16 protein-coding genes are annotated in these 20,479 nt (G+C 54.4%); 7 read left to right on the top strand and 9 right to left on the bottom strand.

Annotated elements, in window-relative coordinates; genetic code table 11:
• Positions 1–3: 3 nt before the first annotated feature.
• From IMCC3135_RS27530 to IMCC3135_RS27505, 6 genes are all read right to left on the bottom strand, one after another.
• Positions 4–936 (bottom strand): carbohydrate ABC transporter permease, encoded by a 933-nt coding sequence (locus tag IMCC3135_RS27530; RefSeq protein WP_088920515.1) that lies wholly within the window; start codon positions 934–936, stop codon positions 4–6.
• Positions 937–1,073: 137 nt separating this feature from the next.
• Positions 1,074–2,309 carry an ABC transporter substrate-binding protein gene (locus tag IMCC3135_RS27525; protein ID WP_088920514.1) on the bottom strand — a complete coding sequence of 412 codons (1,236 nt, stop codon included), beginning with the start codon at positions 2,307–2,309 and terminating at the stop codon, positions 1,074–1,076.
• A 176-nt stretch (positions 2,310–2,485) separates the two neighbouring features.
• Positions 2,486–4,540, bottom strand: coding sequence for a beta-galactosidase (locus tag IMCC3135_RS27520; protein WP_088920513.1), 2,055 nt, complete (start codon positions 4,538–4,540; stop codon positions 2,486–2,488).
• Positions 4,537–5,583: a galactose-1-phosphate uridylyltransferase gene (gene galT / locus IMCC3135_RS27515; RefSeq protein ID WP_088920512.1), complete on the bottom strand. Its 1,047-nt coding sequence runs from the start codon at positions 5,581–5,583 to the stop codon at positions 4,537–4,539. The genes IMCC3135_RS27520 and galT overlap by 4 nt, the downstream gene beginning before the upstream one ends.
• Positions 5,580–6,779 carry a galactokinase gene (locus IMCC3135_RS27510; protein WP_088920511.1) on the bottom strand — a complete coding sequence of 400 codons (1,200 nt, stop codon included), beginning with the start codon at positions 6,777–6,779 and terminating at the stop codon, positions 5,580–5,582. The genes galT and IMCC3135_RS27510 overlap by 4 nt, the downstream gene beginning before the upstream one ends.
• Positions 6,776–8,914 (bottom strand): alpha-galactosidase, encoded by a 2,139-nt coding sequence (locus IMCC3135_RS27505; RefSeq protein WP_088920510.1) that lies wholly within the window; start codon positions 8,912–8,914, stop codon positions 6,776–6,778. Before IMCC3135_RS27505 ends, IMCC3135_RS27510 begins: the two co-directional genes overlap by 4 nt.
• Before the next feature lie 199 nt (positions 8,915–9,113).
• On the opposite strand from IMCC3135_RS27505, the gene IMCC3135_RS27500 reads away from it, so the two are divergent.
• A complete protein-coding gene (locus tag IMCC3135_RS27500) occupies positions 9,114–9,950 on the top strand; it encodes an IclR family transcriptional regulator (protein WP_088920509.1) in 837 nt (278 codons plus the stop codon).
• 127 nt (positions 9,951–10,077) lie between these two features.
• Complete coding sequence (locus IMCC3135_RS27495) at positions 10,078–11,190, top strand: ABC transporter ATP-binding protein (RefSeq protein ID WP_088920508.1); 1,113 nt, start codon at positions 10,078–10,080, stop codon at positions 11,188–11,190.
• Between the two features lie 143 nt (positions 11,191–11,333).
• Here the strand turns inward: IMCC3135_RS27495 and IMCC3135_RS27490 are convergent, their stop codons facing one another.
• The 3 genes from IMCC3135_RS27490 to IMCC3135_RS27480 form a co-directional block, all read right to left on the bottom strand.
• Positions 11,334–12,701, bottom strand: a complete 1,368-nt coding sequence (locus IMCC3135_RS27490; protein WP_088920507.1) for an aminotransferase — start codon at positions 12,699–12,701, stop codon at positions 11,334–11,336.
• 78 nt (positions 12,702–12,779) lie between these two features.
• Positions 12,780–13,490 (bottom strand): histidine phosphatase family protein, encoded by a 711-nt coding sequence (locus tag IMCC3135_RS27485; protein WP_088920506.1) that lies wholly within the window; start codon positions 13,488–13,490, stop codon positions 12,780–12,782.
• Positions 13,491–13,612: 122 nt separating this feature from the next.
• Positions 13,613–15,040, bottom strand: coding sequence for a S41 family peptidase (locus IMCC3135_RS27480; protein WP_088920505.1), 1,428 nt, complete (start codon positions 15,038–15,040; stop codon positions 13,613–13,615).
• 235 nt (positions 15,041–15,275) lie between these two features.
• Here IMCC3135_RS27480 and IMCC3135_RS27475 point away from each other — a divergent pair, with 235 nt between their 5' ends.
• The 5 genes from IMCC3135_RS27475 to leuA all read left to right on the top strand — a co-directional run bounded on the left by IMCC3135_RS27475 (position 15,276) and on the right by leuA (position 20,410).
• A complete protein-coding gene (locus tag IMCC3135_RS27475; protein WP_088920504.1) occupies positions 15,276–15,752 on the top strand; it encodes a PleD family two-component system response regulator in 477 nt (158 codons plus the stop codon).
• A complete protein-coding gene (locus tag IMCC3135_RS27470; RefSeq protein ID WP_169727534.1) occupies positions 15,743–17,032 on the top strand; it encodes an EAL domain-containing protein in 1,290 nt (429 codons plus the stop codon). Before IMCC3135_RS27475 ends, IMCC3135_RS27470 begins: the two co-directional genes overlap by 10 nt.
• 68 nt (positions 17,033–17,100) lie before the next feature.
• Positions 17,101–18,099, top strand: a complete 999-nt coding sequence (locus IMCC3135_RS27465) for a DMT family transporter (RefSeq protein WP_088920502.1) — start codon at positions 17,101–17,103, stop codon at positions 18,097–18,099.
• Positions 18,086–18,355, top strand: a complete 270-nt coding sequence (locus tag IMCC3135_RS27460; protein WP_088920501.1) for a DUF3820 family protein — start codon at positions 18,086–18,088, stop codon at positions 18,353–18,355. The genes IMCC3135_RS27465 and IMCC3135_RS27460 overlap by 14 nt, the downstream gene beginning before the upstream one ends.
• Before the next feature lie 351 nt (positions 18,356–18,706).
• Complete coding sequence (leuA, locus tag IMCC3135_RS27450; RefSeq protein WP_205737734.1) at positions 18,707–20,410, top strand: 2-isopropylmalate synthase; 1,704 nt, start codon at positions 18,707–18,709, stop codon at positions 20,408–20,410.
• Positions 20,411–20,479: the final 69 nt, after the last annotated feature.

Raw genomic sequence — 20,479 nt, 5'->3', positions numbered from 1 at the left:
CGATTATCCCTTTTCGTCCTGATACATACGCCACAGGAAAAAGCTGATGTACACCAGCATGATGAGAAACAGTACGGTGGCGATTGCCGAGCCATAGCCGTAACGGAAGCCATATTCGGAGAGCGCGGTTTCGAACATATAGTAGGCCAGCACATTGGATGAGCCGTAGGGCCCACCGCCGGTCATGACGGCGATAAGATCGAATGAGCGCAGAGCACCGATGACGGTGACGACGATGGCAATGAAGGTGGCAGGCTTGAGTTGCGGCAGAATAATGAACCACAGCATTTTCCAGCCACTGGCATTGTCAAGACGACCTGCCTCGACCTGATCGGGTGATACGTTGTTGAGACCGGTGAGATACAAGATCATGCAATAGGCGATCTGCGGCCAGAGGCCGGCGAAAATGATGCCGAACGTCACCAGGTCTTCATCGGCGAGTATGGCGGGTGGGGTGGCGCCGAAGAAATTCCAGACGATACCGACGATGCCAAAATCGGGGTTGTAGAACCAGGTGAATATCAGGCCGACCACCACCTGACTGATCACGAAGGGAAAGAAGAACAGGGACTTGTACAGTCGAATGCCCGTGACTGTCTGGTTGAGAAACAAGGCAATACCCAGCCCTGCCGGCACTGCCAGCATATAGAGCACGAGCCACCAGATGTTGTTGATCAGAGAGGTGAAGAAGCGATCATCATCCATCAGTTCGACATAGTTAGCCATGCCGACCCACTGTTTTGGTCCCAGACCATCCCAGTCATAGAACGAGATCCAGATCGACTGGAAGATCGGTGCGATGACGTAGATGAAAAAGAAGATAAGGCCCGGTGCCAGAAACATCCACGGTGCCAGTTTTATACGATTTCTGTATAGCCAACTGCGCGACGGTGGCTGTGCAGTGAGTGTGGCGGCATTACCGCTATCGCTTGCCATGAATAGTTCTCCTCAGTGCTTCTTGTTTTTGACCCTGGCATCCTGGAAATGCTTCAGGGGTAGCGGTGAGCTGCTTAATGCAGCTCACCGTCGTGCTTGCCTTCAACAGAAATTACGCTGCTGATTGAAGGGTCTTGCTATTTGTAGACACGTGCCTGAACCTTGTCCAGACGCTGGAGGATTTTCTCCAGGCGCTCAGGTTTGATCATGAATTCCTGAAAGCCTTCCATGCCAGCCTTGGCCATTTCTGCAGGTGCATCACGGTCATAGAACTGAGCCAGGCCGTTGGCGGTGCTGAGTGTCTCAAAGCCTGCTTGCAGGAACTTGTCATCGCTCACTTCAGAGTTCTTGTTGATGGGCAATTGACCGATGGTCTTGTTCCATTCTGTCTGGATGTCAGGTTGAGCAATGAAGGCCAGAAACTTGCGTGCGTCAACCTTGTTCTTGGCTTTGGCAGGAATGAAGAAGGCGTCAGTCGGTGCTTCTTCGGCGCGTGCGATTCCCGGGGTGATTTCAGGGAATGGCATAAAGCCAATTTGCTCATCAGTCAGGCCACCGTCGCGCATGGACTCGACCGCAAAGTTACCCATGACATACATGGCAGCTTCACCCTTGATGAAAGGTGCCATCGCATCCTGCCAACTCATGGTGGCATGGTTCTCCAGGAAGTAACCCGGCTCGACCAGTTCTCTCCACTTTTCGAAAACGGCGACGATGCGCGGATCGGAGTACTTGATCTTGCCGGCCGTCAGATCGTTATGCACGTCATAGCCGTTGGTACGCAGGTTCAGATAGTCGAATACGCCAGCGATAGGCCATAGATCCTTGGTACCGATAGTGATGGGCGTAATGCCTGCTTCCTTGAGCTTGGCAGAAGCTGCCAGCAGTTCTTCCCAGTTCTTTGGTACTTCAACGCCTTGGGCTTCGAAGACGTCGGGGCGATAATAGATGCCCCATTGATAATAGGTGTAAGGCACGCCCCACTGCTTGTCATCAATGGTCATGGCAGACTTTGTGGAGGCCAGGCTGTCGCTGAAACCTTCCGCTTCCCAGACATCCGATACATCTTCGAATTGACCTGCATTGACAAAGGGTGCCATGCGATTACCCGGGTACCAGGTAGTGATATCCGGCGCTTCGGCACTCAGGAAGTTGCGAATCGCCGTCTTGTGAGCTTCACGATCATTGATGCTGACTGTGACGTTGATATCCGGATTGGCAGCCTTGAACTTCTCTACCGCGGCTTCAAAGCCGGCCTTGGGAGCAGGGTTGAGATCATCAAAGATGATGCTCAGATCACCAGCCATGGCCGGTGCGCTGATCAGACTGGCGATAGCCAGTGCAGCAGCAGATTTTTTCAGTGTATTGAACATACGGTTTCTCTTTTTCTCCAGAAATGGTTTCTTAGTCGTTCGGCAGTCGTGAATTAAAGGGTAACTGCCGTTACCCGAGACCCCTGAGGATCAAGCTGATGTGCCAGTACTGACGACCGGCATCATCAAGAGTTACAACGGTACAGATAAAAAAGGCTGCCATGATTCTGGTGCTTTCATCCAGCGACCCAGACAGCGACTTCGGCCTGTCCCAGCGTGCGTGAGCCCACCAGTAGCGGGGTGTCATGGTGGAAATTCAGAACAGTGCCCAGAGCCTTGTCCAGTTCAACCGCTTGTTTTCCGAAGTTGAATGCCAGCTGATACGGACCGATGCGCTGGGTGCGCAGGTAGGCGCCCAATTCGCGGCAGGGAATACCGGCTTCTACGAGCAGTTCGCCGATCATCGGGATCAGAGCGTTTTTCTCGGGGATGGCATTGATGTAGTGAATATGATCCTGTTCATAATGAAAGCCCCAGCCATCACCAAAACTCATGCGTGGTTCGATGCTGCTGGCGATGCGTTCACGCCATTGCGAACAGCTACGTGACAGGCCATGACTGTCTGTAGCTGTCATGCTCTGTTCTGCAGGTAGTGATTCGCTGCGTATGATCTGCAGTGGCAGCAGTTGTTGAAAATACCCGGGGGGTAGATTGTCCGGCATCGTGTAGTCATGGCTGCGACTACCGGTGCCGGGAAACAGGGCAATAACAGCCTGATGCTGTTTGTGAGCAGATTGCAGGCGTTTGACCAGATCATCCTCATCTTCAGTACTGGTGCAAACCAGCACCAGGCGATACTGATCCAGAGAAGCCGCTGGCGAGACAATATCGACATTGACACCCCACTGACGGCAGGCACTGTGTACACGTTGGCAGAAACCCAAAGGGCTGTAGGAGCTGCCACCGGGTAGCTGGATATCCTGAATGGCAATACCGGCATAGCTGAAGACGATGGCAACATCGGAGTGCACCGGCAAGGATTTTAAAGACTCTGCGACATTGGGGCTTTCGCTGACTGGCGTGTCTGAGCGCATCAGCTCGCCAACGTCAAAGGCGGCGACTTCAGCCAGTTCGCGGTTGAGAGTAGCCACTTCGCTGGCGGCGACATCCGCATCACCGTTTGAAAGCAACAGGCCGGTATGGGTTTGTTCCTGGGCAAAGGGCGCCTGACGCCAGCGGAAATAGCTCATGACTTCAGCACCATGCGCATAGGCCTCCCAGCCCCAGAGCCTGACCATGCCATCGACAGGCGACGGGTTGTAGGGCGCCCAGTTGACCGGTCCGGGTTGCTGTTCCATGACCCACCAGCGTCCGTTGCAACAGCCTCGGTATAAGTCGTGATGAAAGGCTGAGCCGTCGGGATGGCCGGTACGCAAAAAAGCTTGCTGGTCGTCAGCATCGCCGTTGTCCCGGGTCAGAAAGCCGAGCGGGTAATTGTCCCAGGTCGCAATATCGAGATCGGTGGAAACATCGTGATGATCGAATTCCACAAAATTGCCCATGAAGTTGTGCAGCACATCGCGTCCCGGTGAATGTTTGCGAATGATGTCGACTTGGGCCCGGTTGAAGCGTTTGATCTGGTCAGAAGAAAAACGCCAGAACGCCAGCTGATGAGCAGGGTTGCTTTCGGTAACAGTGCCTACCGGTAAGCCGATCTGCTCGAAGTTATCGTATTCCATGCTCCAGAACACATTGCCCCAGGCAAGGTTCAGTGCCTCTACATCGGCGTACTGTGTCGCGCACCAGCGCTGAAAGGCGGCCAGTGCATGAGGGGAATAGCTGATGCTGGTACTGTGGCAGCCGTATTCGTTGTCTGTCTGCCAGGCCATGATGGCCGGATGTTGTCCAAATCGTTCAGCCAGAAGGGTGACAATACGTCGGCATTCATCCAGATAGGGTTCATGCGAAAAGCAATAATGTCGACGCGAACCAAAGTCCCGAATGCGTCCATCAGCATCCACGGCCAGCATATCGGGATGACGGTCCAGCATCCAGCGTGGCGGCGTTGCAGTCGGTGTGCCCAGAACAACGGACAAACCGGCCTCATGCAGGGTATCAATGGCTCGTTCCAGCCAGTCCAGATGCAGCTTGCCATCCTGCGTCTCAAGTCGACTCCAGGCGAATTCACCGATTCTGATCACACTCAGGCCCAGCTTGCGCATATGGGCAGCATCGTGCGCCCATTGCTCTTCAGGCCAGTGTTCCGGGTAATAGCAGACGCCGGTTTTCATGGTTGCCACTGCTTGATATCGATGTTTCTGAGTTGTTCGGCAGCCTGTTCAGGTTGCACCGGGTTGACGATATTGTTGGAGCCCGATTCGAAGCCTGCCAGAAATTTCAATTTTTCAGGATCCCGCAACGGTGGCTGGAAGCCAAGGTGAAAACACCAGTGCAGATTGTCTGCCTGCCGGGCACTATCGCAGGGGGCGTTGTGCAGCAGCGTGATGTTCGGGGCAGAGCGTTGAAACAGCAGATCGTAACGTCTGACCTGGCGTTGATAAACATCGGCCAGTTCATCCAGTTCTTCGTTGTGCATGTCGGCCAATGAACTGACATGGCGATGCGGCACGATCCAGGTCTCGTAGGCAAAGCGTGCAGCAAACGGCACGATCACCGAGAACCATTGGTTCTTTTCCACCATCAAATCGCTTTGCGTGTGGGGGTCGTTGAGCAGGCTTTGCAGCAACGACTCGCCTTTGTGCTCACGTGCATGAGCTGCCTGTGCATCTCGCATGCGGGTTGCGGTGTCTGTGACGAATCCTGTTGCATAGATCTGACCATGTGGATGCAGGTTGGATACGCCAATCTCAACGCCCTTGTTTTCGAATATCAAGACATTTTCGATGTCCTGGCGCGCACTGAGTGAGGCATATTCGGACTGCCAGAGTCTAGTCACGGCACGCATGCTGGCCTGATCAAGGCTGGCCAGAGTGGCGTCATGATGTTCCGACCAGCACAGCACGCGACAGTGGCCCTGAGCGGGAGCCGTACGGTGCAATTGGTTCTCATTGTTGGTGGATGCATCGTGCGGAGCATCAGCAGAGAGCGATGGGAAATCGTTATCGAATGCGTAAGCACCCTGATAGTCAGGGTTGAGCTGTCCGTTGGCACGAGTAACTCGCGGGCACAGGTAGCAATCGGGATCGTGCTCCGGCTGGTTTTGCGTGACACTGATTGCCATGGCACCGGACCAGGGGCGAGCTGCGGAACGTGCTGATATCAAGACCCATTGTGAAAGCAGGGGATGCCAGCGGCGTTGCCAGTTGCCGCTCATGGCAGCTTTACCGGGCTGATGGCTCGGACACCATTGCCCGGTTCGATGGTATAGAAATCGGCCGTCAGCCCCGTCGCTTCTGTATAGGCCGGACCGACGGTTGCGATGAACGCATCTACATCACAAGTGGGTAACAGGCTGACGGTACAGCCGCCAAAACCTGCGCCAGTCAAACGACTACCCAACACTGATGTCTGTTCACGAGCCAGTCTCACCAGATGATTCAAGGGCTCGCTGGAGACTTCGAACAGGTCGCGCAATGAGTCATGGGAGGCATTCATGATGTTGCCGAATTCTTGCAGATTGCCCGCCTCCAGTGATGGGACGGCGGCTCTGACTCTGGCGTTTTCTTCGGTGATATGCCGGATGCGCATAAGCGGTTTGGGATCGTCTTTAAACAGCGCTTCATGCTGTGCCAGTTGCTCGGGCAGTAGTTGCCCCAAGTGCGTAATGCCGGTGGCAGGTGCCAGCAATTCCAGTGCGCGCTGGCATTCACTGACCCGATTGTTATAGGCAGATTCGTTGAGTTCGCGACGCTGGTTGGTGTTCGAGACGACGATGGAATGTTCGTCAAGATTCAGGGGAACCTGACGATGTTCGACACTATGGCAATCGAGCATCATGGCGTGACCGGTTTGCGCAAAGGCCACGGCAAACTGGTCCATGATGCCGCACTGCATGCCGACAAAATCGTTTTCAGCCGATTGTGAAACGCGAACCAGATCCAGTAACGACAACTCTGTGTGCATGATCTGGTTGATCGCAAAGGCGGTGACAACTTCTATGGAGGCTGATGAGCTAAGACCGGCCCCATTGGGAACGTTGCCAGAGAACAGACAATCGAAACCGTCGATGGAGACACCGCGCTTGATGAACTGATCAAGCACACCCAGCGGGTAGTTGATCCAGTTGTCGCCATAGGTCTGGCTGATTTCATGTTGCTCCAACTGCGCCATCAAATCGAAGTTGGTGCTGGCAAAGCGATACTGGTTGTTATGTGTGCGTCGTATCAGCAAGGTGGTGCCTTGATTGATACCGCAGGGAAATACCAGGCCACCGGTGAAATCGGTGTACTCGCCGACCAGATTGACACGGCCAGGGGCGAAGAAGGTGGCGACCGGTTCATCCGAGCGACCGAACTTCTGATTGAAACGTTCAAGCAGGCGCTCAGGACTTTGTTCGTTGGTATTGCTCATGACTGGACTTCTCTGTGGCAGCCGATCAACAGGGCTGACTGTGGCGGCATGACCGGTAGGGGAACACCTATCTTCATGAGCAACTCACCGGTTGTGACAACGGGGCTTTCGCACCAGGACGGAATCATCTTGTTGAAGGGCGCCAGTTCGGTCTGGTTGATGCTCTCGAGTGTCAAAGTGTAGACCTTCTCGGGATCCAGGCCAGATAACGGAAGATGCCCCGGACGGGTGGGGTGCATATTGCCAATGGCAACCACGCTGTACAGAGCGTGATCCTGAGTGTCATCAACATAACCACAAGCGATCAGTGACTTCGAATAGGTCGACAACTGCCAGTATGTCGAATTGGCAATCCAGTCACGATTGCTCTTGTATAGCTGCGTGTAGTGTTGCAACGTGATGACATCCTGTGAATCCAGGCGTCGGGCATCCAGTTCAAAACCGAACTGTCCTTGCAGGGCGATAATGGCACGGGTGTGCAAACTGGTGACACGTCCGGTCAGGTGTGCGGTCTTGTGTCCGACATGGGCACCCATGATCTCGGGCGGCATGAATCTTAAAAAGCCCTGCTGGATGCTGGCACGTTCGATCGGATCGATATTGTCGGAGGTCCAGACTCTGCCTGTATATTCGAGTATTGCAAGATCGGCCCTGGCACCGCCAGAGGCACAGGTCTCGATTTCCAGGCCAGGGCAGACATCCAGAATTCTCTGCAGTAAACGATACAAAGCCTTGGGCTGGGCTGCTGCGCGCGCACGTTGGCCGTCTCCTGCCAATACCAGATCGCGGTTCATATCCCATTTGATGTAGTCGATGGCGTATTCGTGAACCAGTGAGGTAATACATTCGAACAGGTAGTCAGCTACATCATCACGGGCAATATCCAGCACCAGCTGGTTACGCGCCAGTGGCGTGTCCACATGCTCCAGATGCATGGCCCATTCGGGGTGTTCGCGATAAAGATCACTGTCAGGATTGACCATTTCGGGTTCAAACCAGAGTCCGAATTGCATGCCATGTTGACGTGTTCGCTGCACGATCGGATGCAGACCCTCCGGGTAGATGCTCTCGTCGATAAACCAGTCACCCAGACCTGCATTATCGGATCGTCGATGCCGGAACCAGCCATCATCCAGAACGAATCGCTCAGCACCTGCACCGGCAGCCGCATCGATCAGAGGCAAGAGGGCGTCCGGGTCATGATTGAAATACAGCGCCTCCCAGCTATTGGCATGAATGGGACGTGCACGACGTGTCCACTCAGGCAGGATGCAGGTGCGTATGTGCTGATGGAAACGTTGGGTGCACTGGTTCATGCCTGAGCCACGAGTAAAGGTCACAGCCGGTGTTGTCAGCTGCTCCCCTGGCTCCAGAATGCACTCGCCGGGTAGATACAGTACGCCAGCTTGCAATGAAATGGTGCCATTGCTCAGGCGCTCCACGCGCAAGCTGAAATTGCCGCTCCAGCCCAGATGGGCAAACATCACATCGCCACCGTTGTTGCTGAAGCCTGCCGTGCCACAGATCAGACTGGGGGCATGTTCGTGACTGGTACGGCCGTGCAAATTGCTGATATCGATACGCCCTGGTGCAATATTGCGTCGATGCGTCTGATTTTCCAGGCCCCAGCGACCATGCTGTGTGAGGCACTGGCGATACTTGTTTGGCATTGGCAGGGTGGCACTGGCCAGCCAGTCAACCGTATAGGGCGTGCTGGCGGTGTTGCTCAGAGTCGTTGTCATACGCGCAACATCACTCTGGATATCCAGTGACAGCGATATCTCGATTGACAACTCGGCATGATCGTCCACCAGGTTGATGGTCAGGGTGTTATCAGACTGCGAGACCCCTGTGGTGCGCATGCTGTGGGCAAAGGCATGGCCGTTTCTGTGACCATTGAGGGCCGGTGAGCCGGTATAGCCGGTACTGGCCTGCGGAAACAGAGACAGGGGCGTGACGTTGTCCATGCCTCCAAAAGCAAGCGCCGAGTCATCGTGTGCCAATAACTGCGAGAGGATGGTGTCGTTCTTCAATTTGCTGCCACACCAGTAAAGGCGGGGCACTGCATGATCTTGCACTACCAATAAAGTGGTGTCGGTACCGTCAAGTCGCCAATGGCTCGTTTCGCTGGACATCCGTAAAAAATACTCAGTGTTGTCGTCTGGAGGGTAGGGTATTAGAACAATCGATGCTCAGATGGATTGCACCTGAGCGATAATAATGGAACAATGTTCCAAAAGTATAAGAGCCTGAGTCAAAAACTGTCAATTGGAATTACAGTTTTGATTGTTTACTTCGGGAAACTTCAGATGCCTATCGACCACCGCTGAATCTATGAGCAAGAACGTCAAGCAGGGAAGTGCAGACCGTGAACCTGCCACTGCCACAGTGCGTACTGGCAGTGGCGGTATTGGTCGCGCCATCCGTTTGCTGGATCTTGTCGTGTCAGAAGGTCCATTGCGATTTGCAGAATTATTGGAACTTTCGGCCATACCCAAGGGCACTCTGCATCGGCTGCTCAATGAGCTGGCAGACGAACGACTCATCCAGTTCGATGAGCGTTCCCACACTTGGTCAGCGGCCTACCGCATTCTGGAGATGGCGAATCGTATCTGGACTCGATCGGATATACGGGTACTGGCCCAGGATCAGTTGATGGCACTCAAGGCGCTGAGTGGCGAGACGGTGCAGATCGCCATTCTGGCTGATACCCATGTCGTTGTTATCGATCATGTAGAGAGCACTCGCAGCGTGCGACATTCAATTACCGTGGGTAGCCGAATGCCGGTGTATTGCACGGGCACCGGCAAGGTGTTGCTGGCATGGTGTGATGATGAACAGCAACGCGATATCATCAGTCGCATCTCGTTTTCGCGCTTCACACCCAATACCATCACCGACAAGACCGCCTTGCTCAAAGAGCTGAGTACAGTCAGCCAGCGAGGCTTTGCTATTGATGCCGAGGAGCGATTCCTGGGCTCCCATTGCATTGCAGCCCCCGTTGTGGACTCGACGGGACGAGCCATTGCAGGCTTGAGCATCACGGCACCCGCGTTCAGAATCAGTGAAGAAGAACTGATCAGTTGGGGGCCTGAACTGATCGCGGCCGCTGCAGAAATATCCCGGCGTCTGGCGCCGCGTACCGGTGAGACCAACGGGGCATCCCATTGAGTCACGCTGTTATCCATGGAAGGATTCAGAGTTGTTTCAAACCTGTCGTGCAAGCCGGTTACACGGTTTGTCACGGCGTCATTCACACACTATTTCTATTCTGAAATTTGTCAGGGAGAGTTGAACGATGGCTGAAGTAGAGCTGCGCAAAGCATTCAAACGTTATGGGCCGGTCGAGGTTATCCACGGTGTGGATATGAAGTTGCCCAGCGGCGAGTTCATCGTATTTGTGGGGCCATCAGGCTGCGGAAAATCAACCTTGCTCAGAATGATTGCCGGACTGGAGGAGATTTCCGAAGGTTCCGTGCATATCAAAGGACGCGACGTCACGCATGTGGAAGCCGTCGATCGTGGTATTGCCATGGTCTTCCAGTCCTACGCTCTGTATCCGCATATGACCGTTGAGGAGAACATGGGTTTTGGCTTGCGCATGGGTGGCGCTGACAAGGCGGAAGTAGCCGATAAGGTCAACAAGGCGGCAAAGACTCTGCAACTGGATCAACTACTTGATCGGAAACCGAAGAACCTGTCAGGAGGTCAGCGTCAACGTGTGGCGATTGGTCGGGCCATTGTTCGTAATCCGGATGTCTTCCTGTTTGATGAGCCTTTGTCCAATCTGGATGCCGAGCTGCGGGTGGAGATGCGTCTGCGTATCGCTCAGCTGCACAATCAGCTGGATGCCACCATGATCTATGTGACCCATGATCAGGTAGAAGCGATGACCATGGCCGACAAGATCGTCGTCCTGAAAGCCGGTTATATCGAACAGATCGGCTCACCTCTGGAGCTGTATCACCACCCTGATAATCTGTTTGTTGCCGGTTTCATTGGTTCACCAAAAATGAACTTTCTGGAAGTCACCATTCGTGAAGGCAGTGCCACTCAGGCCATTGTCGAGCTGCCTGGTGGCGGCACCGGTGTGCTGTCCGTAGATGCCTCGCGCGCCAAGCCGGGCTCAAAGGCCACCATGGGCGTACGGCCTGAAGATGTCGGTGGTGAGGTCGGTGATTTTACCTTGCCCATTCAGATCGATGTGGCTGAACGCCTTGGCGGTTCAACCTTCCTGTACGGCAGTTGTGGTGGGCTTGAGCATTTTGTGGTTCAGCGCCCCGGCGTCGATGCGACTCGCCATGGTGATGCCATCGAGCTGAACATACCGGCTCAGAATTGCTATCTGTTTGACGAAGAAGGATTGGCCTATCACCGTACAACGACAGCGGGTCGCCAGAACGCTGCCTGAGTCAGGGGCGAACTGAAGGTTTCTGGTCGAGCATCCCGGGCGGGCCCTCACTCTTGACGTCGGATTGTCAAGCAAAGGGCCCGCCGGTTTGATCCGTGCTGCTGTCAGGCGTCCTGAATCAGGAGTACTTGCTTCAGAAGCTTTTAGACAGCGGTGCTGTTCGCCTTGAGTACATCGTTCAAGGCATCGGTCACCGCATCGAACATGTCATCAATCTGTTCATCGTTAATGATCAGAGGTGGGCAGAATGCCAGTGCATCGCCTGGTGCCGCCCGCACGATAAGGCCATGCTTGCGTGCTGCCAGCATGGCTTGCACGGCAATCTTGTCAGCAGCCGGGAAACTGGTCTTGCTGTCCTTGTCGGCAACTAGTTCGACTGCTCCGATCAAACCGACACTACGAGTGTTACCAACCAGCGGGTGATTCTGCAAGGCCTGAATACGCTCGCTGAAGTGAGGTGCACGGCTTCTGACTTGTCCGAAAATGTCATCATCTTCATAGATGCGCAGAGTCTCCAGAGCGACAGCGGCTGATACCGGATGTCCGCCGTAGGTGTTACCCGTACCGAAGACGCCCAGTTTATCGGTATATTGACTGAAGGCGTCATACAGGGCATCTGTTACCAGAACAGCGCCAATTGGCAAGTAGGCAGACGAGAGCTGCTTGGCAGAAGTCATGATGTCCGGTTTGATGCCGTAGGTATCACAACCCCAGGCATTGCCGGTTCGACCAAAGCCACAGATGACCTCGTCGGCAATGAACAGGATGTCATGGCGCTTGAGGACCGCTTGAACCTTCTCGAAATAGCCATCGGGTGGTATCAGAACTCCACCTGCGCCCATGACCGGTTCGGCGATGAATGCGGCAATGGTATCCGCACCCGCTTCGATGATTTGCCGTTCGAGAGAGTCGGCCAGCCGGGTGGAATAGGCCTGATCTGACTCGCCCGGTTCTGCGAAACGATACGCATGTGGGGTTTCAACATGAATAACCGGAATGGCTGGCAGATCAAAGCCGTCCTGGACATAGGGCAGGCCGGTGAGGCTGCCCGCAGCGACCGTGACGCCATGGTAGGCGCGTTGTCGTGCGATGATCGTTTTCTTGCCTGGTCGACCCAGTGCATTGTTGTAATACCAGGCCATTTTAATGGCAGTGTCGACAGCCTCGGAACCAGAATTGACCAGAAAGCACTTGCCGATACCTTCAGGCGCCATCTGCACCAGACGTTTGGAGAGTTCGATAGCGGGTGCCGTCGAATGATGGCTGAACATATGCGAGTAGGGCAGGGCTGCAAACTGCTTTGCTGCAGCATCAACCAGACGCTGTTCGCTGAAACCCAGAGCGGCACACCATAGTCCGGACATGCCTTCAATCAGGCGATTGCCCTGATCATCCCAGACGTAGACGCCTTCACCTCTGTCGATGATGAGCGGGCCTTGCTTCTGATGGGCAGACAGGTTGGTGAATGGGTGCAGCGCAAATTGACGATCAGCCTCATCCAGGGTATGCATGATTGGTCGTTCCTCAAAACTGATGAATATGGTGACCGGTCAACATCGAGCCGGTCCGCTTGGGGGTGTTCAGCCTGACTATATCAGTGTAATCAGCGACGGGTCATTTTGCAGCTGCAGATGGGGCACCGTGTTGAAATCAACCAGACGTGCCGTTTTGCCGTCAAAATTAAGGGTGGTGACCGATGAGTTGCGAATACGCCAGATGGCATCCACGGTGTGCGAGAAATCCAGCCCTAATACGGCGGCCAGCACGGTGGCAATGACACCGCCGGATGTCACGAAAACATGATGCTGCTTGTCGCCCTGTTGCTGGTGCAGTGAGCGCATGGTTTCCCAGCCGCGATTGGCAAAGTCTGCCCAAGGTTCGATTTCTGGCAGATCCGGATGCGCGCTATGGTCACGCCATCGCTGCATGACGCTGATGTAGTCTTCGAAGGTGAGTGATTCGTGGTTGTCAGCCTCGGTCCCGGACTCGGTCCCGGACTCGGACTCGGTCCCAACTTCTGGGGCGGCACCAAAGTGCTTCTCAATGATTCTGTGGGTATATTCGTTCAAACCCTCATGCACATCGGGCTGTAGTGCTGAACCCAGATGCTCCAGTGCAAGCCGCGCCGTATCGCGCTGTCTGCGCAGTGATCCATGATAGACAAGATCGGGTGCGAATTTCTGGGATGTCCACCACTGGCCCAGTAGTTGTGACTGACGCTGGCCCAGTGGCGACAGACGATCATAATCGTGAGTGCCGGCCGACGCCTGCCCGTGGCGTACCAGATACAGCATGCCCATTCTTGCTCCCCTATGATTGATGGGGGCTGACGCCCCTGCCTGCGCAGTGTAGCGCCAGTCATCAGGCGTGTGCGCAATTCACGCGCTTATCGCATCAATAGGGGCCCTTCAGAGGGCTCTCTTCAGAAAGTGCTGACACCAAACCAGGCCGGTTTGAGCACCTCTGGCAATGCTTGCCACGAGGATATCGAGCGCGTCGTACTGGCGGCAGGGCATGTGCCGTTGTCAATATAGCTCAGCGCAGCTGAGAGCAGATTTTCATCACGGTCACCCAGTGTCTGGCCGATGTCCTCAGTAACCGTGCAATCGGCTGCAATGCCATCGTAGTAGCCGCCGCTACCGCTTGCATTAACCGCTTCAAGTTCCAGTGCGTTCATGACCTTGCTGCAGGCTGTGTTAGGAATGGTGGCGTAAGGTTTTCCGCAACTGGTTCCACCGACGGTGATGACATCCATGAAGGGGCGCAGACCATTGGTGACCAGCTCCGCTGCAGAGCAGGTATCGTCGGTTTGCAGAATGACAACCCGCGACAGATTCAGGGCGTTGCTCTGGTTGACAAAGTTGATGGTTGCGGAGTTTTCACGATACTTCTCGTTTGGCTGATAGACGGCGAAGGCGTCGTCGGTTTTGCCTCGACCCACCAGATAACTGGCCAATTCATTGGCGACCATCACGCGGCCTCCAAAGTTGTAGCGCATGTCCAGTACCAGCTCACTGACATTTTGAGAGGCCAGAGTTGCAAACGCTGTGGCTAGCTCCTCCGTTGATGTATCCAGGAATTGGTAGAAGTGCAGGTAACCGATTTGCACATTGTTCTGTTCGATAACCCGTGTATCAAGAACGGTATCAAGGGTGTAGCGTGCCTTGGTTGTAGTAAAGGTGCGGCTGACACCCAGCGGAGTCTGGATGGTGAAGGTTGCACTGGCGGCGTTGTCTTCAGAGCTCAGGATTGCCTCTCTAGCAACGCTATCCTGAGAAAAGAAATCAACGGCAGGCAAGGAATTTACCTCCAGTAATCTGTCGCCGCGCTGCACGCCTGCCAGGGCTAGAGGGGAGCCTGCTTCAAGCAATTTGAAATAGTATTCATTGGCCTGAGTACGGCTGAGCAGCCAGCCGAAGCCGACAGTTTCGCCCTCGTTGAAACGATCTGAATGACTAGTCTCGTCCGTGATGTAGCTGAATGTGTCATTGGGACTCACTCGCAAGTCGGTAATCAGTGTCTCTATATTGTCGTAATTGTTCAGCGGGGTATTCTCATCGACCTGGTCGGCAAACAGGTAATAATCCAGCATGCCCTGAAGTACCCAGGTTTTCATGTCATCAATCTGGCAGGAGACGGGCGGCTGCCGATAATCCGAAGTCGAGTCACCGGTTATGGGAGGCAGTGAGCTATCGCCGGCAGAAGCGCCAGTTTCATCATCACGGACGCCGCAAGCTGACAGAAAAATCATCGACAGTATCAAAACAAGCATTGTCGTGAGTGTGTCGGTTCTAAAGCCCGGATGAGCCTGAACAGTCTCGATGGATGTCGATTGGAAAGTGCTGTGCATGAATATAGAGCTAAGTGTTGGTACCGATTTCACCGTTATCGGCAGTTTTTGGTCAGGCTGTTGCAATGGAAACTGGCTGTTGCTTGAGCGTTTATGACCGGCGAACAGGTAAGCCGGGTGTAACGTGCCGATCGTATCTTGGCCACATTACGGCTGATATCGGGTAAAGAGGTGCGACGTCTTACCGCTACGGTAGTCAATGATGAATCCACTCATGGACACGACTTCAGCATAAATGAGCGTTAGCGCACAGACGATATCCCCGGTGAGCATGCCGGATGATTACGACGAAGGAGAGCAGGCAGAAGTTGCCGTGCGGCGCATTCTGCTGGTTGACGAGCAGGCACATGTGCTGCGGGTCATTCGCCTGAATCTGGAGCGCTGCGGCTATCTGGTCGATGCCGTTATGAGTGCCGATCTGGCCATGCAGCACGTGCGCACACACCAGTACGATGCGTTGATTCTGACCAGTGATCTGCCGGATATGACCTCTTCACAACTGTACGAGCGCACGCGGGTGCTGCTGGACGATCACGTTCCTGACAGGCGGCAAATACCGTTGACTCTGGTTGGTCATGATGCGGGAGAAGAGTGGCCTGATGAGGTTCAGAATCGTGAGTCTCTGTGCCGTCCGGTGAGCTTGAGGTTGATCCTCATACGTCTGGAAAAACAATTCGCATCAGCCGAATGCCGCGGTGCCGAATGTCTCTGACGATCAAGGACTCATTGCACGACGAGGCAACCGGGTTGTTGCTTCGTGCCGCCTTCCTTGATGAGGTGCGCAAAGGGCAGAGCCCTGGCAGCATTGGCACGCAGGTTCGGCGAGGGTGTCTGCTGATACTGAATTTTCCTGTACTCAAGCATATTCAGGCAGTTGCGGGTAATGAGGCCGTTAATGGTGCCTTTCGCAATTTGCTGGGGATCGTGGAAACCCGACACCGGAGTCGCGACACGATGGGCCGCATTGGCGATCATTCACTGTGCATATTCTTGCGTCGATGCAAAGAGCAGGATGCAGGGCTGATTGCCGAGCAGTATGTCGCTCTGCTCAGGGATGCTGTCATCGAGTCAGGTGAACACCGAGCTGCGATGGATCTGCATTACCGCATCATTCCGCTGGATTGGCGAGGTCGTCGTACCCGTCAGGGAATATCAAAAATCGTGAAAGCATCCGGTGATGCTGACCGGATGGTCACAGCCATCCAGACGCTGGCAAACTCAGGTGAGCATGAGGCCGGTCAGTTGTTGTACCTGGCACCCAGGCGTGATGTCTCGGATAGAGCACAGGCTGTACTCAATAGTCAGGATCACACCGCTAAAGTGGCAGGCGCTGATTACCGGTTAAAACCGGGAATCTTGTTAAAACATCGTCCACTGGTGTGTTGTTTCCGGGTCAGTCCGCTTGGTCTGATAGCGCCCACGGGGCCTATCAGCAAGAGTGCTTTGTTTGATGCGGTGCTCGACTCTCTGGCCATGGGCAATGATAATGGTCGTCCTTTGATTGAAAGTCAGATGGTGGTGCCGGTGAGCGCCATGCAGTTGAATTCCGAATCATCCTTGTGGTTGAAAGAGCAATGCCGTTCCAGACGGGTTGCGCCTTCCGATGTGTGTCTGTCACTGCGGGTCGATACCATTACCCAGGACCTGCGATCTTCACTGCCTGCGATTCGCAGTCTGAATCGGCAAGGCATCATGTTGATGCTCGAAGGGGTCAGTTCAGCAGCGCAGTTCACCGCCATACAGAAACTGGCGAACTTCGACTATCTGTTGATTTCTGCCAAGGTCTTACAGGCGTCATTGTTGAAGATTCGAGCGCGTAAGGAGCTGGAATCACTGATTGTGCTAGCACAGGAGCAGCAACGTCAGATCTGTGCCGCGGGTATCGACTCGCCGGCCTTGATGGCTCATGCGCAGCAACTGCAAGTGGAGATAGGATTTGGACGCGAGTGCGGTCGCAGTGAGCCCTTTCCAGGTACGCTGCGTAGCGGATAAGCAGGCGTATGGATTTTTTGGGCTACTATTAAGCTACGTGACAGAATTCAAAGCAGGGTAATAGCAATATGGGTGGGGACAATACAGGCAACAGTGTCCTCAGGGGAGTCGGTCTGGCTCTGCTTGGGTTCGCCATATTTTCTCTGCACGATACCTTGATCAAGAGCGTCAGCGATATTCCCGTCTTTCAGACGGCATTTTTCGTCGTGCTGTTCAGTTTTGTGCCTTTTGCGCTGTTTCTCGCCATTGACGGTACGAAACGCAGTCTGCGCCCGAAGCTGCCCGGTCTGGTGGCGTTACGCTGTCTGTTCACGGTTGTCGGCATGTTGTGTGTCTTTCATGCTTTTGGCAACCTGCCGTTGGCAGAAGTCTATTCTCTGCTGTTTGCCGCGCCCATCCTGATTACCTTACTGGCCATACCGATTCTGGGCGAGCGTATTCATTTGATACGCTGGTTGGCGATTCTGTTGGGAATGGCAGGTGTGCTGATCGTATTAAGGCCCGGTAACACGGCTTTCACTATTCATCATATGGCAGCAATAGGCGCAGCAACCTGTGTCGCCTGCACCTCGGTGGTGACTCGTCTGATCGGATCACGTGAACACAGCATGACTCTGATTATCTATCCCATGCTGACTAACGTTATCGTGACGGGGGTGGCAACAGCATTTGTCTACGTTCCCATGCCAGGTGAGTACCTGCTTCGATTGTGCGCCGTGGGGCTGTTGAGTGTCATTGCACAAACATTGATGATTCAGGCCTATCGCAGCACTGAAGCGCAGTTTGTGGCGCCCATGCAATACAGTCAGATGTTGTGGGCACTTCTCTATGGCACGCTTATCTTCCATGAAACGATTGATCGTACGGTTCTGCTCGGATCGGCCGTCATTGTCTGCTCGGGATTACTGTTCATCTGGCGCGAGCTGGTTGCTTCGGTTCAGAAGCCGGTATTGAGCACGCGTAACCTGCGAATCAGTGGCGGACCGCAGGCTCGGCCCGGTGAAGCGGATCGTTCTGAGTTGGCCAGCGAGGAGCTGGCAGCAAGCAGGCAAGATGACGGAAAATGATGACAACGCCAGTTTGTCGGCAGATGTACTGAACGCTGCTGCCATGCCGATGCCATTTGGCCGGTTCAAGGGCACCCGGTTGATTGACCTTCCTGAGCCCTATGTCGTCTGGTTCAAGGGGCAGGGGTTTCCGGGTGGTTTGCTGGGGCAACGTCTGGCACTGATGTATGAAATCAAGGTAAACGGGTTGGAAAAACTTATCCGTCCTTTACTGGATTCGCACGCCACGCTTGACCCCACAGGCTTGCAGGATTAATCTGAGCGTATGACATTCTTTGCGCACCTACACAGGCTTATGCGCCCGGCCGCTCTATAACGCGGGCCGGGTAATGTATCGTCGGGCTCAAATCAACGGATTCGAGCCACAGCCTCAATCGTCAGGTGCGCGTTTACAGCCGCTAGTCAGCTATTCCCGCACCGGTGTTGCCAAAGAGAATGTCATGTCCACTGTTGCCAGTTTCCTGTCCCGCTTAGCCTTGATTGGTCCCGCACCATTATCGCTGCTGCACCTGCTTAGTCGCCGTCGTCCGGGGATTGCGCGATCGGGCGACGGCGTTTACTGCTGCGCAGAAACCATTAATATTGCTCCGCATCAGGATTTAACCTCATGATGAATGACCCCAGTACAAAATACCCCGCCTTTCCACAGGTTCCGATGACCGATCGGCAGTGGCCAGGGAATACTCTGACCAAGCCGCCCATCTGGTGCAGTGTGGACTTGCGCGATGGTAATCAGGCCCTGATCGAACCGATGGGCAGTGAACGCAAACTGCGTATGTTCGACCTGCTGGTTGGCATCGGTTTCAAGCAGATAGAAATCGGCTTTCCGGCTGCATCGCAAACTGATTTCGATTTTGTTCGCCAGCTCATCGAAGAAGGTCGAGTGCCGGAGGATGTAACGCTGCAGGTTCTGACGCAGGCACGACGTCCGCTGATCGAACGAACCTTTGAAGCCTTGAAGGGGGCGCCCAGCGCTATTTTGCATCTGTACAACTCCACCTCGGAACTGCAAAGACGGGTGGTATTCGGACTGGACAAGGCGGGTGTGAAGCAGATCGCCGTCGATGGTGCTGAAATCGTTGCCGAGTATGCGGCGAAGCAGACTGACACCCGCTGGCAGTTCGAATACTCGCCAGAGAGTTTTACCGGCACAGAGTTGCCTTACGCGGTTGAAGTCTGTGATGCTGTCAATGAGATCTGGCAGCCGACTCCGGAAAATCCGACCATTCTGAATGTACCGGCTACCGTCGAGATGTCCATGCCCAATGTGCATGCTGATCAGATCGAATGGTTCTTGAAGAATATCAAGAATCGTGAAAGCGTCTGCCTGAGCCTGCACCCGCACAATGACCGAGGCTGTGCGGTGGCGGCCACTGAGTTGGGTTTGCTGGCCGGTGCGGATCGCGTCGAGGGAACCTTGTTTGGTAACGGCGAACGAACGGGCAATGTGGATCTCGTGACACTGGCCTTGAATCTGTTTACCCAGGGCATCGATCCCAAACTGGATTTTTCAGATATCTACGAAGTGATGCGAACGGTTGAGCACTGCAATCAGTTGCCTGTGCATCCCCGCCATCCGTATGCGGGCGAGCTGGTCTTCACCGCCTTCTCGGGTTCGCATCAGGATGCCATCAAGAAGGGTTTCTCGGCTATGCGCAAGAGCAATTCGCCGGTCTGGGAAGTCCCCTATCTGCCGATCGATCCCGCCGATGTGGGGCGCTCTTATGAGGCTGTGATCCGGGTCAACAGTCAGTCCGGCAAGGGCGGTGTGGCATTCATTCTCGAACGCGATCATGGCCTGGAATTGCCGCGTCGCATGCAGATGGAATTCAGTCAGGTGGTACAAGGTATCAGTGAAGAGACGGGTAAAGAGGTCAATGCCACCACGATCAAAGAAGCCTTTGACCAGACATTTCTGAATGCTCAGCTGCCGTTGGAATTCATCCGCCACACCAGTACCCAGGATGATGACGATGATGATTCTCTGCGTACCCTGACGGCGATTGTCATGATCAACGGCGAGAAACACGAGATCAAAGGACAGGGCAACGGACCTATCGATGCCTTCGTACACGCATTGAAGTCGTTTCTTGACGTTGACTTCCGTGTTGTGGACTACCATCAGCATGCAACAGGTGCAGGTGCGGATGCACAATCAGCGTGCTATTTCGAGATTCAGGCAGGCAAGGGTGCTACTCGCTACGGAGCCGCACTTCACAGCAATATTGTTACAGCCTCACTGAAGGCCGTGTGCAGTGCATTTAATCGGGGCGTGCAGGATGGTCTGCTCGAACCGACTTACCCAGCCTGAGCGCTGTCTACTTTTCAGATTGCTCCGGTGCCAAGAGCATCGGAGTTACTGGCCAACCTTAGGGACGTG

This window comes from Granulosicoccus antarcticus IMCC3135, assembly GCF_002215215.1.
In the GTDB taxonomy this organism is placed as follows: Bacteria; Pseudomonadota; Gammaproteobacteria; order Granulosicoccales; family Granulosicoccaceae; genus Granulosicoccus; species Granulosicoccus antarcticus.
This window is presented reverse-complemented; position numbering and strand designations above follow the sequence as displayed.

Bases quoted from the DNA above. Each gene is read 5' to 3' on its own strand.
- IMCC3135_RS27530 (WP_088920515.1), bottom strand. From the start codon at position 936: ATGGCAAGCGATAGCGGTAATGCCGCCACACTCACTGCACAGCCACCG.
- IMCC3135_RS27525 (WP_088920514.1), bottom strand. From the start codon at position 2,309: ATGTTCAATACACTGAAAAAATCTGCTGCTGCACTGGCTATCGCCAGT.
- IMCC3135_RS27520 (WP_088920513.1), bottom strand. From the start codon at position 4,540: ATGAAAACCGGCGTCTGCTATTACCCGGAACACTGGCCTGAAGAGCAA.
- galT (WP_088920512.1), bottom strand. From the start codon at position 5,583: ATGAGCGGCAACTGGCAACGCCGCTGGCATCCCCTGCTTTCACAATGG.
- IMCC3135_RS27510 (WP_088920511.1), bottom strand. From the start codon at position 6,779: ATGAGCAATACCAACGAACAAAGTCCTGAGCGCCTGCTTGAACGTTTC.
- IMCC3135_RS27505 (WP_088920510.1), bottom strand. From the start codon at position 8,914: ATGTCCAGCGAAACGAGCCATTGGCGACTTGACGGTACCGACACCACT.
- IMCC3135_RS27500 (WP_088920509.1), top strand. From the start codon at position 9,114: ATGAGCAAGAACGTCAAGCAGGGAAGTGCAGACCGTGAACCTGCCACT.
- IMCC3135_RS27495 (WP_088920508.1), top strand. From the start codon at position 10,078: ATGGCTGAAGTAGAGCTGCGCAAAGCATTCAAACGTTATGGGCCGGTC.
- IMCC3135_RS27490 (WP_088920507.1), bottom strand. From the start codon at position 12,701: ATGCATACCCTGGATGAGGCTGATCGTCAATTTGCGCTGCACCCATTC.
- IMCC3135_RS27485 (WP_088920506.1), bottom strand. From the start codon at position 13,490: ATGGGCATGCTGTATCTGGTACGCCACGGGCAGGCGTCGGCCGGCACT.
- IMCC3135_RS27480 (WP_088920505.1), bottom strand. From the start codon at position 15,040: ATGCACAGCACTTTCCAATCGACATCCATCGAGACTGTTCAGGCTCAT.
- IMCC3135_RS27475 (WP_088920504.1), top strand. From the start codon at position 15,276: ATGAGCGTTAGCGCACAGACGATATCCCCGGTGAGCATGCCGGATGAT.
- IMCC3135_RS27470 (WP_169727534.1), top strand. From the start codon at position 15,743: ATGTCTCTGACGATCAAGGACTCATTGCACGACGAGGCAACCGGGTTG.
- IMCC3135_RS27465 (WP_088920502.1), top strand. From the start codon at position 17,101: ATGGGTGGGGACAATACAGGCAACAGTGTCCTCAGGGGAGTCGGTCTG.
- IMCC3135_RS27460 (WP_088920501.1), top strand. From the start codon at position 18,086: ATGACGGAAAATGATGACAACGCCAGTTTGTCGGCAGATGTACTGAAC.
- leuA (WP_205737734.1), top strand. From the start codon at position 18,707: ATGATGAATGACCCCAGTACAAAATACCCCGCCTTTCCACAGGTTCCG.